Origin of the sequence: Butyrivibrio sp. INlla14 (genome assembly GCF_900102515.1) — a bacterium.
In the GTDB taxonomy this organism is placed as follows: Bacteria; Bacillota; Clostridia; order Lachnospirales; family Lachnospiraceae; genus Butyrivibrio.
The window spans coordinates 16,449-32,394 of sequence record NZ_FMVS01000031.1; the positions used below are offsets into that span (position 1 = coordinate 16,449).

Genomic DNA, 15,946 nt, shown 5'->3' on the forward strand with positions numbered 1-15,946 from the left:
GATAAGCCGCGGTATTCCGCGGCTTATCACAATACTCGCTATAACAGAAAATAATCAAAGTGAAATAACAATCTTTGATCTTACGGATTCTGGAACCTCTTCCTCATCCATTGAAAGGCTCAGAACAAAATCAATATTGAACTTCTCAGAGAGCTTTTCCAATTTGTCGATAGTTTCAGAAATATCCTCACCTTCAAGGCAAGCAATCTTTAAAAAACTATCAAAATACATCTGCTGGAGATCATGGTCTTGAGAAATAATACCACTGACGAAACCGATAAACTCATCGGCATTTGAGATCATAAAATCTGATACTACTATTAAACGGATCTTGTTGTTAAGCTCATACATGTGCTTAGTGTTCTTATCAAGAAAGGCAATACTTCCGAGTACGTTCTGCACCTCGGTATTTACCTTGTCCAATAAGCATTTGGTCTTTCCTTTACCCTTTTTCCCAACAATTAACTGAACCATCGGCATACCCTCCTGCAAGCAAGAATTTATTGATGTATTAATTATAGTTTATTGAATGTTAAAAGACAACCTTAATTAACGATTTCCTTTAACAATTCTGACATATCTGCGTACAAAGTACCGCTGTCTGTATCACGCATGATCACTGCGATGTAAGGATTACCGGCTGTATCTCTTGCAAGCAAAACAAGGCAATGGCCAGCTGCATTTGTAGTACCAGTTTTCCCTCCAATTACAGTGACCCCATTTGGAGCCTGCTGGTTGCCTGCCAGATAAGCATTTGTATTTTTTATATCTACATCCTTGGAAGCACCGGTAGAATCAAGATAAGATGTAGTATAGGTATTCATATTGATAGTCTCACTAAAAGTATCATACTGCATAGCTGCATTAAAAATCAGATACATATCATAAGCGGTAACGTAATGTTCATCACTAGTGAGTCCATGAGGATTTTCAAAGTGAGAATTTGTAGCACCAATAGCCCTAGCTTCCTGATTCATAAGTTCCACAAAATCATCTATAGAGCCAGCAATATTAGTAGCTATAAGATTGGCTACATCATTTGCTGAATAGATAAGCAGTATATGAAGCGCCTGATCTAGGGTCATTCTGTCGCCTTCCTTGAGCCCGATTTTCTGTGCGCCAGCTTCATTGACATAAACATCAGGTCCTGCAACTAGAACCTGCTCAAGGCTTCCGTATTTAAGAGCTACGTAGGCAGTCATAACCTTAGTAAGGCTTGCAGGCATTACTCTTTCATTAACGTTCTGAGCATAAAGAGTCTCTTTATTGGTAAGATCAAAAAGACCTGCACTAACTTTTTCTGTTATAGAAGAATCGGAATTATTGATGTCGGAATTAACGACACAAAGATCAGAAGCATAGGTAGGATATACAAGCCTTTCTTTGCTGTCTGATGAAAAAGAACTAACGGAATATTTGGCAGCTGTCGCGCCACCAAAACATCCCGTTAGACAAGATACAGTTATCAATAAAATGGCCACAAGTGAAAGGCCTTTATTTGTACATTTCACGCCACTCAAGGTCCCCTCTGTCAAGTGATTTGATCAAAAGCTCTGCTGATGCAAGATTTGTAGCAACAGGAATATTATGCATATCACAGAGAGTCATTACATTATTTACATCAGGCTCATGACTTTTAACAGTAAGTGGATCCCTAAGAAAAATAACGAGGTCAATTTCATTGTGCTCAATTGCTGCTCCAAGCTGCTGAGCACCACCTAAATGACCTGCAAGATATTTGTGAACAGTAAGATTTGTAACTTCCTCTATTAGCCTTCCAGTAGTTCCTGTAGCATAAAGGTCATTCTTACTAAGAATCCCTCTGTAAGCAATACAGAAATTCTGCATAAGCTTTTTCTTAGCATCGTGTGCTATAAGTGCGATATTCATGGGCTAAACCCTCCCCAAATTATACTTATTACTCTGTAATCTGACATTTAATACAAAACCGATACCCATATATGAACTAAGCAGAGACGTAAGTCCATAACTAACAAAGGGAAGCGGTATTCCTGTATTAGGAATTACACCAGTTGCAACACCAATATTGATAAATCCCTGAAACCCAATCCAGGCACCAACACCAGCGGCAATAATCTCTCCTGCCCTGTTTCTGGCTCTCATAGAGATCAAAAAGCATCTCGTAGAGATAAGAAGTATAAGAACGACAACGATGCAGGCTCCAATAAAGCCAAATTCCTCGCCGATTACAGTAAAAATAAAGTCTGTCGGTGATTCAGAAATGAAACCACCATTAAGAACAGAACTTATCTCATTAGTATTATAACCTTTTCCATAAAGCTGTCCTGAGCCAATAGCCATCATGGAATTCAGAGTCTGATAAGCCTCTGAATTGGCATAGTCTTCTGGATGAAGCCAAGCAAGAATACGACGCTGCTGATAATCATGCAAAAGACTACTCTCTCCCTGTACTGCATTATAGATAACAAATAAAACAGATGGAATCGAAACAGATAGAACTGCTATAACAATCTTCCAGCTGATACCAGCTACAAACATGATCGAGCTAAAGATCATCATGACCATAATACAGGTAGATAAGTCAGGCTGCATAGCTATCAAGCCAAGCGGCAATGCCAAAAGCACAAGACAAACGAGAACAAATCCGAAGGACTTTATTCTATCCTTATATTTCATAATAAACTGTGCATAAAATAAAATCAATAAAATTTTGGCGGCCTCAGAAGGCTGAAACTTAATACCCAAGAGACTTATCCATCTCTGTGCACCATTTGTACTACTACCAAGTGGTGATAGAACCAAAGAAAGTAAAACTGCATTTATCAGATAAAAAAGCAAATATAGTTTTATGATAAAAAGATAATCCAGCAATGAAATAAAGACCATCAAAATTACACCCAGTGCAAATCCCGCAATCTGCTTGTTGCGAGAAGAAGGATCCGCTGAATTAATAGCCATTATTCCAATTGTTGTAAGTGCCATAATCATGATCACAAGAAAAAAATCGTAATCTATGATTCTGTATTTTTTAATCATCAATAGCATTCCTCGCAAACTTAGTCAGCGTTAGTTGCGCCATCCTGAAGAGTCTGAGCTGTTCCGGAAATTATATCATCCGCATCTCTAAGATCAAAGTAATAAGCCAGTGCCTCTTTGGTAATCTGCGCTGCGTAGCTTGATGTGTAACCATTAGCTATTCTGGTGGCAACAGCAATTTCAGGCTTCTCATAAGGAGCATAGCAAACAAAAAGAGAATGGTTAGGCTTGCTCTTTGATTCCTGGGCTGTACCAGTTTTACCTGCAACAGCCACACCCAGATTTGAGTAATAAGCTTTGTCCTGTACTACCTGTCTCATTCCAAGATGTATGGCGTTCCAGTATGACTGAGGCATATCAATCACATTTCTTATTTCTGCTGAGTAATCCTGAAGCAAGTTGCCATTAGAGTCAGTAGTCTTATCTATCAGAGTAAGATTATAGCAAGTACCACTATTGGCAACAGTTGTAACATATCTGGCAAGTCCTACAGTTGTATAAGAGTTTGTACCCTGACCAATTGCAGAACGAACAGCATCGATATCAGATGCCTGAGGCTCAGATTCAGCAATTTCTATACCTGACTTGGCTGTAAGGCCATATAACTCAGCATATTTAGCAAGCTTTTCAAGACCTATATCAGGTTTATAATTGTTGTTCTCATCAAGTCCCAGTCTAAAACCAACTTCATAGAAGAAACAGTTACAGGAATTTCTGATGCCACCTGTAACATTTAGTCCCCCATGACCTCTTGGATAAATCCAGCATCTAGGCGGATTATCAAGCTTATCATAAATACCACCGCAGTAGATCACAGAATCTGTAGTAATGACTCCCTCCATAAGACCAGCAGTTGAAGAAACCATTTTAAAGGTAGATCCCGGAGCAGTCTTTTGCTGTGTGGCATAGTTGTATAAAGGATTTGAATTATCATTACGGAGTTTGGCATAATATTCGGCATCAACTCCATTGGCCATCATATTATTGTCATATCCAGGATATGACACAAGAGCAAGTACATCTCCCGTGTTAACATCTGTGATGACCATAGAACCAGTACAAGGATCAAGCGCAAGCTGAGCTGGAGTAATATCAAGATTGGAAATACGGTTGATCATAAATGTGTAGGCTGACTCTCCGCCCCTTTTCCAAAGTGATAATTCTTCCTCATCTATATTTATTACCTGTTGTTCCAGAAGTATCTCACATACCTGTGTTCCGGAAATATAACCATCAAGTAAAAGATATTTATATAGCCTTGTTTTGAATTCAGCATCATTTTCAAGTGAAGAAATGATGTAATCTGTTATCTGACCAAATATTTCCTCGGAATCAGCATATTGATTATCTATACTAAGCTTTGAAACATCAATCCAGTTCATGGCTATAGCATATTTAAGATATTCAGTTAGAGAAATGGTCTCATCTGTAGTCCAGGCTATGTAAGTTGAATCATCTCTGTCAACCTTGGATGAATCCAATATTCCGTCGCTATAAAGGAAAGAAGCAATATGACTCATATACCACTGATATTCTTTGGAAAGATGATCATAGCTTGTTTTTTTCTCAGTAAGCTCACTTCTAAGATCCGAAGTCACAGTAGTATATTTGCCAGTAAATGCATCATAAACGGCCTTCTCATTATCTCCAGCATCATCTTGAGAAAAGTGCTCTACATCTACTATATTGTTATCAAATACAGCATAATAAACATCATATATTGGAATAACAATATTACTGGAACTTGATGTCTCGGTAAAAGTATAGGTCTTTATATTCTGAATCTTTGAAACAAGAATACCAGCAAGCGACTGCTCGATAATGTTATAGCAAGCCTCTGTAAGATCCTTGTCAATTGTCAGATATACGTCATTGCCAGCAACAGAATCAACGTAGTTACTGGTTTCTATAACCTGTCCAGTATTATCAACATATACTGTTTCTGAGCCTTTTGTTCCCTGAAGAACACTTTCCATGGCTTGTTCTATGCCAGATTTTCCAACTGTATCATTTAAGCCATAATTACTATTCTCCTGCTGAAGAGCATAGAGTTCATCCTCAGAAACTTTACCTGTATAACCAAGAATCTGAGAAAAATATACAGAATCTACATATTTTCTAGCGGTACTTTCTTCAATAGATACGCCTGCCAGAGTATCAGCATTTTCCATGACATCAGCAACAGTCTGATCGCTTACATCAGAAGCAACTGTAGTATCAATGTATTTCTGATAACTATTTGTGCTCATGTTATATCTTACATTGAGAATCTTAAGTGCTCTGTCATTGGTATAACCTTTTCTAGGAACAAATGTAGACGAATCTCCTTCTACTTCGTTCTCACCAATACCAAAACTTTTGCACATATCATCAACAACTTCCTGTGCTGTCTTTGTCTTTTCCTCATATTTAAGGTCATTTATTGAGGTCCTGCCATAAATATCAGCTAAAAATCTTAAAAGACTGTTACCTTCAACAGTATATTCAAAGTCATTATTCGCATTAATTACAACCTTGAAGTCCTGATCTACAGAATCGCCATTATCCTCAATAATATCAATAAGTCTGTTCAAAGTTTCATTGATGGACTTATTCTTGCCTCTTCCTGACTTATAGACATCTTCGATAGTAACAGAATTTGCAAGCTCGTTATAAGCAAGAAGCTTACCATTTCTGTCATAAATATTACCTCTTGTAGCAGCAATGCTCTTTTCCTTCTTGATACGAAGTTTAAAAGTATCAAGATAGTATTCACCATTTACTATCTGCAATGAAAACAGCCTGTATATCATGATTGTTGCAAGACAAGTAAGAACAACGCAAACAATAACAGCCCTGGACGTTATGAACTTTATAACCGCATCCCTAATCTCACTAAACAAATTTCTTGGCGTTCCTTTCTTCTCTCTCATCAAGCCTGTTATTCATATGCAGGATAACAGGGTAAAAGAAAATAGCAATAAGTGCAGTGTACACCATTTCCGGAATGATATTACTCATCATATAGTAACCAATGTTAAACTTATTTCTGAACAAGAACATCAAAATATAACAGATAAATCCAAAAAGAAAATCTGCAATAGTTATAAAAACAATAGGAATAGCTATACTCTGTGAAAAGAATATCTCATGGAATTTTCCGACAATAAACCCAATGTACATGTATATAAGAGCAAAAAATCCAATATATGTTCCAAAAAAGATATCAATCAAAAGTCCACTAAAAAAACCAATTACAAGACCCGACCGGTCTCCTTTTATGAATCCAGTAGAAGCTACTACTATTATCATAAGATTTGGCGCAATATCGCCAAAGTCAAGGGCTCTAAAGACAGTAGTCTGTAAAATAAAGGAAACAAGCACCAAAATGAAATTGTAAATTACACGTCTGATATTCATTTATATTTCCCTTAATCACCGATATCTTTTTTTAGCTCCAAAAGTACAAGAACAACATTCATATGTTCAAAATCAACGGCAGGCGTTATAGTTCCGGATTTGGTAAGGTTATTGGAATCATCATCAATAGTTGAGATGTAGCCAATAAGGATGCCTGGAAGATATTTGTCACTGATATTTGAAGTTACAACCTTATCTCCTATGCTCACCTTATCAACATCATCAACCAGTTTGGAAAATCTGATAAATCCCTGCTTGTAAAGTTCAAGATCGCCGGAAACAATAAGATTATCAGAAGAAGCAAGCACCATACCACTGACGGAAGCATTATCTGCAATTATTGACTGAACTTTGGCCCAATCAGGACCAACATCAATGATCCTTCCTACCAAAGCTCCATTAGCCATAACGTTCATATCAATAGCAAGGCCGTCATCAGACCCCTTGTCAATGACAAAAGAGTGATACCAGTTGCCAGCATCCTTGGCTATTATTCTGGCTCCAACCTTCTCATACTGTTCATATGGACCATCTAACTGATACATATTTCTAAGCTCAGTAAGTTCGTACTTTTCCTGTTCAAGAGTAGTGTTCTGAATTGTGAGCTCATCAATTTCCTTCTTCAATCTTTCATTTTCTTCAAGAAGTTTTGTTATAGAGGAAAGCTTGTCAGAGGTTTCTCTCATATACGTTCCTACAGTTGTGATACCCTTTTGAAAAGGTACAACAAAAATGCCAGCAAAAGAATTAAGCGGGCCTGTAAAAAGATTAGTATTAAAAGTTATGACAATCGTGCCAATGCACAACAATGTTAAAATAAAGAGGAGATATTTACTTGGCAGAGTAAATTCTTCTCCTCTTCTCTTGATAATGGGACTCATTATTTATCCTCTTCAATTCCATATGCAAGAGCTTTATACTGGTCTTCTTTGATGATCTTTGCAAGTCCAAGAGCTCCTGAACCCACTGGATTCTCAGCAATATTTACATTTAGGCCGACACCATTACTAAGTCTCTGTGCAAGATGGCATACCTGTGAAGCGCCACCAGTAAGATAAAGACCATGCTTGAAAATATCAGCAGCAAGTTCTGGTGGAGTCTTCTCAAGAGCCGCCTTGATGTTATCAAGAATTGCATCAAAGTTCTCGATAAGTGCCTGATTAAGAAGTTCAGTAGGAATCTTACGCTCAACAGGAAGACCTGTTACAATATCTCTGCCATAAACAACAGCATCCTTGCCTTCCTTTTCAAGGTCCTTAAGAGAAATCTTTACAGCTTCTGAAGTCTTTTCGCCAATAAGAAGACCAAATTCCTTACGGATAACGTTTCTGATAGATTCATCAAACTTCTTGCCACCAACCTTAATAAGCTTACTAACAACAATTCCTCGAAGAGACAAGATAGAAATCTCAGTTGTGTCATATCCCACATTAACTACAAGAACACCCTGGGAATTCATAACATCTACATTCATGCCAAGTCCATCAGCAAGTGGCTTTTTAACCATCATGATCTTCTTGGCCTTGATACCAGCATCATTTATTAGGTCATGGAAGGCCCTTCTCTCAACTTCTGTAACATCCTTGGGAACAGCAATATATACTTCACAAGGTTTAACTGAGCCCTTCATCTGATCTGTCAAGAAGAGCTTGACCAAAGTCTCCATATGCTCAATATCAGCAATTACACCACTGTTAAGAGGATAAGAAATCTTGATCTTATCTGGTGCCTTTTCATACATCTCATATGCAGAATTACCATATGCAAAGACATTAGTCTTATTCTCAATGGCAATCATATTCTTCTCAACTGTTAATGAATCCTCGTCTCTGTTGTAGATCTTGATGTTACTAGTTCCAAGATCAATTCCAAAAATATTACCCAAAACGCCCTCCTTATAGCCATAAAAGTCCCTTTTCCATGAGACTGCAATATGACTTATCTCCAATAATAATATGGTCTCTTAAATGAATATCAAGCATATTCCCTGATTCTATGATCCTCTTAGTCACACCTACATCTGCCTTACTGGGAGTAGGATCACCCGTCGGATGATTGTGAAGAAGTATAAGATTAGCTGCCCCACATTTCAGGCTATGCATAAAAACATCTCTGGGAGAAAGACTTGCGGAATTAACTGTACCTATTGATAATAAGCATTCCTCTATAAGTCCCATTTTACTGTTAAGACATAAAAGAATAACCTTTTCCTGCTCCTCATGTCTCATCCTCTCCATGTAGTAATCCGCAACATTCTTGGAGTTACTACAATCAAGCTCTTCAAGGTTCTTGTGATAAGACATCCGCTTAGCAAGTTCAGCTATACATTTAAGCTTAACTCCCTTAATCTGACCTACTCCATGAATACTCATAAGTTCATCAAGAGATAAAGAAAAAAGTGCATTTAGCCCTCTCTCCTTACCTCGTCCCATGCTAATGATCTGATTCGCTATATCTACCGGAGAACTCATATTAGTCCCAGTTCTGATGATTATAGCCAATAGCTCAGCATCAGTAAGGCTCTCAGCCCCAAAGTTTAAAAATCTTTCGTAAGGAAGAGATTCCTGATAAACAGTATTCTCTGCAAGTAGTTTGTTGAATGATTTCATATTGTCTCCTTCTGATAACAACTCCAGACAATCAGAAAAAGACCACTTTGTATTTTACCACAAATAGTGATTAGTTTAAACTAGATTCTTTTATAAGCCCCGCATCCACAAGACTCTGGAGAGTCTTAAGGATTCCAAGCTTAGCGTGAGGCCATGTAAGCCCCCCCTGGAAAAATACAGAATATGGCGGCTTTATAGGTCCATCTGCTGAAAGCTCAATAGACGAACCGGAAACAAAAGCTCCCGCAGCCATGATAACCTGTGCATCATAGCCAGGCATATCCCAAGGTTCAGGTGCTACAAAAGAATCAACAGGCGCAGCTGCCTGAATTCCCTGGCAAAATGCTATTACTCCCTTAGGCTTTCCAAAAGTCACAGCCTGAATTATATCATGTCTGTCCTCCGTTGCATTAGGGCAAACATCAAATCCAAGTTTCTCATAAATATTAGCTGCAAAAATAGCTCCTTTAAGAGCAGATGCTGTAACAGTAGGAGCAAGGAAAAATCCCTGATAGAACTGAGGAAGAATTCCAAGTGAAGCACCTACCTCTTTTCCAAGTCCTGGAGAAGTTAATCTGAAAGCTGCATTTTCAACACACTCTTTTGTTCCAGCAATGTAACCGCCTATAGGTGCAAGTCCGCCGCCTGGATTCTTGATAAGTGAGCCCACAACCATATCAGCTCCCACATCTGAAGGCTCTTTTTCTTCTACAAATTCACCATAGCAGTTATCTACCATGCATTTAACATCTTTTTTGATGCCTTTGATAAAAGAAATCAGTTCCCCTATTCTGCTAACTGAAAGTGTAGGTCTTGTCTGATATCCCTTGGACCTTTGTATAGTAACAAGCTTAATATTATCATTTTCAAGAAGAGTCTTTTTAATATTGTCAAAGTCAAAAGAACCATCAGGCAAAAGATCAACCTGACTATAGCTAACACCATATTCAGCAAGAGAACCCTTGGATGGTCTTATGCCAATAACCTCCTCAAGAGTATCATAGGGCTTGCCAACTGGGGAAAATAGCATATCTCCAGGGCGAAGATTACTCATAAGGGCAAGTGCAAGGGCGTGTGTTCCGCAGGTAATCTGTGGTCTTACGAGCGCATCTTCTGTATGGAAAACGGACGCATAAACTGCTTCAAGCTTCTCACGACCTATATCATTATATCCATAGCCAGTGGTTCCAAGAAGACAAGCTTCGCTGACCTTGTTCTCCTGCATTGCCTTCAAAACCTTAAGCTGATTATATTCTGCATTTTCATCAATTTTCTTAAATCTTACTTCCAGGTCACTTAATATCTTTTCTCCAAAATCAACTACATTTTCTGAAATACCAAGTGCCTTATACATTTCCTTGTTCATAAATCCTTATCATCTCTTTCAAAATTAATTCATCATCGTGACCGAAATCTCTTTTATCAATCCAGATCACATCTTTCTCACCTTTAAACCAGGTGAGCTGCCTTTTTGCAAAATGCCTTGTATTTTGTTTTATAAGATATATTGCCCTGTCAAGATCATAGTCTCCATCAATATATCCAAACATTTCCCTATATCCAAGGCTCTTAGAAGCAGTAGAACTAAGTGGTATATTCATATGGATAAGCTTTTTGGTTTCCTCTAAAAGTCCTTCTTCCATCATCATATCCACTCTTTTGTCTATGCGTGAGTATAGCGTTTTTCTATCATCTGTCAAGACAAAATACTTAAAGTCATAAGGAGATGTTCTTTGACGTTGCTCCTTATTGTGCTCTGATATTGGTTTTCCGGTTTTGTGATAATATTCAAGAGCTCTGATAACTCTTTTTACATTATTTTCGTGGATACTTGTATAGGATTCAGGATCAATATCTTTCAGTTCTTCATGAAGAGCATGACTACCTTCATCTATTGCCCTTTTCTCAAGTTCTTTTCTAAAAGAGTCATCTTCGTCAGTCTCAGTAAAATCAATATCATATAATACAGCCTGAATATAAAAGCCTGTTCCACCTACTATAATGGGAATCTTTCCTCTTGATGATATGTCTTGTATTGCTTCTTTAACTAGCTTTTGGAACATGAAAACATTAAACTCCTCAGAGGGCTCCAAAAAATCTATAAGATGATGAGGCACACCTTCCATTTTGTCAGGAGTTATCTTATCAGTTCCGATGTTCATATACTTATAGACCTGCATAGAATCAGCGGAGATGATCTCTCCGCCTAATCTCTTTGCAAGTTCGATTGATAATTTAGTTTTTCCAACTGCTGTAGGGCCAGTTAAAACTATAAGCTTTTGCATATTATTCAACCACTCGTTTAAACTTTTTATCTATTTCATATTTGCTCATTGAAATGATTGTTGGTCTGCCATGAGGACAGTTATAGGGATTATCAAGTGTCAGAAGTTCATCCAAAAGAGCTTCCATCTCTTGCCTGGTCATCTTAGTATTTCCTTTTACAGAAGCCTTACAGGCCATACTTGCTATCTTGTAATTGATTACATCTGGCGTTCTGTCCATGCTTGTTTCATGAGAAAGCTCATCAAGAATCTGAATAAACATATCCTTCTCGTTATCACATCCAAAAAGGTCCATTGGAATAGCTCTCATGGCATATTCATGACCGCCAAAGTTCTCTATATTAAATCCAAGTTTTTCAAAATACTGTCTGTACTGTAAAAAGATTTCCTCTTCGGCAGAAGATAATGTCACAATTACTGGCGGATTGACCATCTGCGAGAGCATATCACCTGACTTGTATCTCTTTATCATGCGCTCATAGTTTACTTTTTCATGAGCAGCATGCTGATCTACCATGAACATCTTATCCTTAAAAGCAATGATCCAGTATGTACCAAAAATCTGTCCCAGAATTTCATATTCCTTGACATTTTCTTTTGATAATACCTTTTCTTCAAAAAGATCCAGCTGAACAGGCTTTTTCTCAATAACAATAGCCTCTGAACTTTTGATTATAGGAGACGGCTTTTCTTTCTTTTCTGCCTCTCTTCCGTCCAAGTCACCGAAAATCCTGGTCCATACCGCTGATTTATTGACATCTTCAATCTTTATAGGCTCTTCCTTAACTCCTGTAGCATATACAGGCGTTGACTTCTCAGAAATAATGTTCTCTTCAAAGCGAATTCTTTCAAAAGGCTGAGGAGCAACAGTTTTAACTGGAGTTTTTTCATCTTCTTTCTCAGAAATTTCTTCTTTTTGGGAAATCTTTTCTTCTTTTTCATCCTCTTTACTTGATAAAAGAGCATCAGGAATCATTTCCTGGGTACTAAGCACCCTTTCAACATTTGACCTTATTACCTCATAAATAACAGCCTGATTGTCAAATCTGACCTCTAACTTGGCTGGATGAACATTAACGTCTACCATAGAAGGGTCCATTCTAATGTGGAGAATGGCAAAGGGGAACTTGTGCATCATAAGATACTCTTTGTAACCTTCCTCCAAAGCCTTTGAAATTACTTTATCTTTAACATATCTGCCATTAACAAAGAAAACTTCAAAGTTCCTGTTAGATCTGTTAAGAGAAGGCTCTCCAAGGTAGCCCTCAATTGTTATTCCCTTTTCTTCTGCATTTATTGGTCTTACACTTACAGAAACATCTCTACCATAGATTCTGTATATAAGCTCCTTAAGGTCTCCATTTCCTGAAGTAGAGAATTTGTCGTCCTTATTATTTATGTAGTGAAAAGAAATAGTTGGATTATCAAGAGCAAGGTGCTCCATAACATCCCCTATATAGCTTCCTTCCGTCTGTGGTGTTTTTAAAAATTTCTTTCTGGCTGGAGTATTATAAAAAAGATTTCTTACAATAAATGTTGTCCCTTCTGGGGCACCGATTTCCTCAAAGGCAACTTCTTCTCCGCCATTTATAGAATACCTTGTTCCAGTCAGATCTTCTTTTGTTTTGGTTATCATATCAACTTGTGCAACAGAAGAAATACTAGAAAGAGCTTCACCTCTAAATCCCAAGGAGTGAATACTAAAAAGATCATCTATATTTTTGAGCTTACTTGTGGCATGACGCTTAAAAGCCTTTCTGATCTGACTTTTTTCTATACCACTTCCATTATCCGATACACGTATCATATCGATTCCACCGCCCTTAATCTCAACAGTAACTGCTGTGGCGCCTGAATCAATAGCATTTTCAACAAGTTCCTTGACTACGCTGGCAGGTCTTTCTACCACCTCTCCAGCAGCAATCTGATCAATAGTATTTTTATCAAGCTCATTTATGAAGGCCATTTAGTTTTTCCACCTGTTCTTTAAGTCACTTTGTAATTTGTAAAGCGTGTTTAAAGCATCCATTGGCGTCAGCGTAGTAATATCTATTTCCTGAAGCCTCTTTAAAACATCCTCATCAGTCACTGTATCAAACAGTGCCATCTGATTTGTATCAACATCATCGTAGTGCTTGACCTTAACTTTTTTATCGCTCTTATTGTCTCTGGCAATAGCCTGAACCTTTTCTGTAATATCATTTTCAGACAGCTCAGCCACAATCTCTTTTGCCCTGTCAATTACCATATCAGGAACTCCGGCAAGCTTAGCAACCTGTATACCATAGCTCTTATCTGCACCGCCCTTTACTATCTTTCGTAAAAAGACAATATCATCACCATTTTCCTTAACTGCAATGCAGTAGTTATTGACATTATCCATTTTGCCCTCAAGCTCAGTAAGCTCATGATAGTGAGTAGCAAACAAGGTCTTGGCTCCAATGATTTTTCTATTACTGATATGTTCTGTAACAGCCCATGCTATAGCAAGTCCATCATAGGTACTGGTTCCTCTTCCAATTTCATCAAGGATCAAAAGTGAATTCGGAGTAGCATTTCTTAAGATATTAGCAACTTCATTCATCTCAACCATAAATGTAGACTGACCACTACCAAGATCATCAGAAGCTCCAACTCTTGTAAATATCCTGTCAACAACACACATATCTGCTTTTGATGCAGGAACAAAGCTTCCTATCTGAGCCATCAAAACTATAAGTGCAGTTTGCCTCATATAGGTTGATTTACCTGCCATATTAGGGCCTGTGATAATAGAAATACAGTGCTTTTTATTATCAAGATATGTGTCATTTGAGATAAACATATCTGATGTATCAAGCATTTTCTCAACTACAGGATGTCTTCCGTCCTTGATATTTATTGCTCCCTTCTCGTTTATAGATGGCTTAACATAGTGATTCTTTTCAGCCACATAAGCAAGTGAAGCATAGACATCAAGTAGCGCAATTGCTTTGGCCGTAGTCTGGATTCTGTCAATCTCCAGTGAAATGGAATCCCTTATCTTACAGAACATCTCATACTCTAAGTTATTTAGTTTGTCCTGAGCATTTAGTATTGTATCTTCAAGTTCCTTAAGTTCAGGAGTAGTGTATCTCTCACAATTAGTAAGAGTCTGCTTTCTGATAAAATATTCCGGAACCTTATCCTTAAAGGAATTAGTAACTTCAAAGGAATAGCCAAATACATTACTATACTTAATCCTTAGGTTCTTGATCCCTGTCTTTTCTTTTTCACTGTCTTCCATTTCTGCAAGCCACTGTTTGCCATTAGTACCAGCCTCTCTGAAATGATCAATATCCTCATCAAAACCATCTTTGATGATCCCGCTTTCCTTTATAGCAAGAGGTGGTTCCTCAACAATAGCCTGATCTATCAGTTCATAAATATCACGCAGAGGATCAAGTTCCTCCTGCAGCCTAGAAAGCTCCTCATTGTCTGCAGTATCTAAAAGAGAAGTTTTTATGGCAGGTATCATCTTTATAGAGTTTCTAAATGCTAGAAGATCCCTTGGATTGGCGGTCTTATATACAATCTTGGACATTAGTCTCTCTAAATCGTAGATAGGACCAAGATACTCTCTGATTTCTTCTCTTGTTACTACATTCTTGACCAGGGCACCAACTGCGCTTTGTCTCTTTAATATTTCTTCTTTGTCGATAAGAGGCTGCTCTATAAAGCTCCTTAATGTTCTTGCTCCCATGGCAGTCTTGGTCTTATCAAGTACCCACAAAAGAGTTCCTCTCTTTTGCTTATCTCGCATAGTCTCAACCAGCTCAAGATTACGCCTTGTGGAACTATCAAGAAGCATATATTTGCTTGCAAGATAAGGATATACATGAGTGATATTTGAAATATCTGACTTCTGCATATCGATAAGATACTGAAGAAGAGCTCCTGCGGCAACAACTCCGTTAGGAAAGTCATCAAGTCCAAAGCCAATAAGGGATGAAACCTTAAAATGTCTCATGATAAGACGTTTACTACTGTCTTCATCAAAGTATCTTGCTTCAAGAGGATTAACAAAGGTCTGCAGTCTGTTTTTTAGTTCCTCAATATCTACTCCGCTAAAAGAAAATGCTTCATTACAGATAATCTCGGACGGCATGTATTTGCCAATTTCATCAAGAGCTTCTCTTAAGGTTGAAACCTCTGTAAGAAAATAATCTCCAGTTGTTACATCAGCTATGGAAATGCCAACATTATCAGGAGTATACAGGATACTCATTATGTAATTATTCTTGGTCTCCTCAAGGGACTGCATATTAAGATTAGTACCAGGAGTTACGATCCTTGTGACTTCTCTTTTTACGATACCCTTAGCAAGCTTGGAATCCTCAGTCTGCTCGCAGATTGCAACCTTATACCCTCTTGAAACCATCTTGGTAAGATAAGAATCTACAGCATGAAAAGGAACTCCGCACATGGGAGCTCTCTCTTCAAGGCCACAGGCCTTACCTGTAAGTGTTAATTCAAGTTCTTTGGATGCAACAATAGCATCATCAAAGAACAATTCATAAAAGTCTCCTAGCCTGTAAAAGAGAATACAGTCCTTATTCTCTTTTTTGGTCTGCAGATAATGCTGCATCATAGGTGATACTTTTTCAGTATCTACTG

13 protein-coding genes are annotated in these 15,946 nt (G+C 37.9%); all 13 read right to left on the bottom strand.

The window, feature by feature from the left end; genetic code table 11:
• Window positions 1-54: 54 nt before the first annotated feature.
• Window positions 55-474 (bottom strand): hypothetical protein, encoded by a 420-nt coding sequence (locus BLO53_RS16210; RefSeq protein WP_026487820.1) that lies wholly within the window; start codon window positions 472-474, stop codon window positions 55-57.
• Between the two features lie 71 nt (window positions 475-545).
• Complete coding sequence (locus BLO53_RS16215; RefSeq protein ID WP_242875397.1) at window positions 546-1,511, bottom strand: D-alanyl-D-alanine carboxypeptidase family protein; 966 nt, start codon at window positions 1,509-1,511, stop codon at window positions 546-548.
• Window positions 1,495-1,890 (bottom strand): methylglyoxal synthase, encoded by a 396-nt coding sequence (gene mgsA, locus BLO53_RS16220; protein WP_026487822.1) that lies wholly within the window; start codon window positions 1,888-1,890, stop codon window positions 1,495-1,497. The genes BLO53_RS16215 and mgsA overlap by 17 nt, the downstream gene beginning before the upstream one ends.
• Window positions 1,891-1,893: 3 nt before the next feature.
• The gene (locus BLO53_RS16225; protein ID WP_092063961.1) at window positions 1,894-3,018 is read right to left on the bottom strand and encodes an FtsW/RodA/SpoVE family cell cycle protein; all 1,125 of its coding nucleotides are present in this window, start codon (window positions 3,016-3,018) and stop codon (window positions 1,894-1,896) included.
• A gap of 20 nt (window positions 3,019-3,038) precedes the next feature.
• On the bottom strand, window positions 3,039-5,930 hold the full coding sequence (locus BLO53_RS16230) for a penicillin-binding transpeptidase domain-containing protein (protein WP_242875398.1): 2,892 nt from the start codon (window positions 5,928-5,930) through the stop codon (window positions 3,039-3,041).
• Entirely contained in the window at window positions 5,893-6,417 is a 525-nt protein-coding gene (gene mreD / locus BLO53_RS16235; RefSeq protein ID WP_092063964.1) for a rod shape-determining protein MreD, read from the bottom strand. Before mreD ends, BLO53_RS16230 begins: the two co-directional genes overlap by 38 nt.
• Before the next feature lie 11 nt (window positions 6,418-6,428).
• Window positions 6,429-7,298, bottom strand: coding sequence for a rod shape-determining protein MreC (gene mreC, locus BLO53_RS16240; protein ID WP_092063967.1), 870 nt, complete (start codon window positions 7,296-7,298; stop codon window positions 6,429-6,431).
• Entirely contained in the window at window positions 7,298-8,302 is a 1,005-nt protein-coding gene (locus BLO53_RS16245) for a rod shape-determining protein (protein ID WP_026487827.1), read from the bottom strand. The genes mreC and BLO53_RS16245 overlap by 1 nt, the downstream gene beginning before the upstream one ends.
• Window positions 8,303-8,312: 10 nt before the next feature.
• Window positions 8,313-9,026 carry a RadC family protein gene (radC, locus tag BLO53_RS16250; RefSeq protein ID WP_092063969.1) on the bottom strand — a complete coding sequence of 238 codons (714 nt, stop codon included), beginning with the start codon at window positions 9,024-9,026 and terminating at the stop codon, window positions 8,313-8,315.
• A gap of 70 nt (window positions 9,027-9,096) precedes the next feature.
• Window positions 9,097-10,392: a methionine gamma-lyase family protein gene (locus BLO53_RS16255; RefSeq protein ID WP_092063972.1), complete on the bottom strand. Its 1,296-nt coding sequence runs from the start codon at window positions 10,390-10,392 to the stop codon at window positions 9,097-9,099.
• Complete coding sequence (gene miaA, locus BLO53_RS16260; RefSeq protein ID WP_092063975.1) at window positions 10,373-11,311, bottom strand: tRNA (adenosine(37)-N6)-dimethylallyltransferase MiaA; 939 nt, start codon at window positions 11,309-11,311, stop codon at window positions 10,373-10,375. The genes BLO53_RS16255 and miaA overlap by 20 nt, the downstream gene beginning before the upstream one ends.
• Window position 11,312: 1 nt before the next feature.
• Window positions 11,313-13,277, bottom strand: coding sequence for a DNA mismatch repair endonuclease MutL (gene mutL / locus BLO53_RS16265; protein ID WP_092063978.1), 1,965 nt, complete (start codon window positions 13,275-13,277; stop codon window positions 11,313-11,315).
• The gene (mutS, locus tag BLO53_RS16270) at window positions 13,278-15,920 is read right to left on the bottom strand and encodes a DNA mismatch repair protein MutS (protein WP_092064005.1); all 2,643 of its coding nucleotides are present in this window, start codon (window positions 15,918-15,920) and stop codon (window positions 13,278-13,280) included.
• Between the last annotated feature and the right edge of the window lie 26 nt (window positions 15,921-15,946).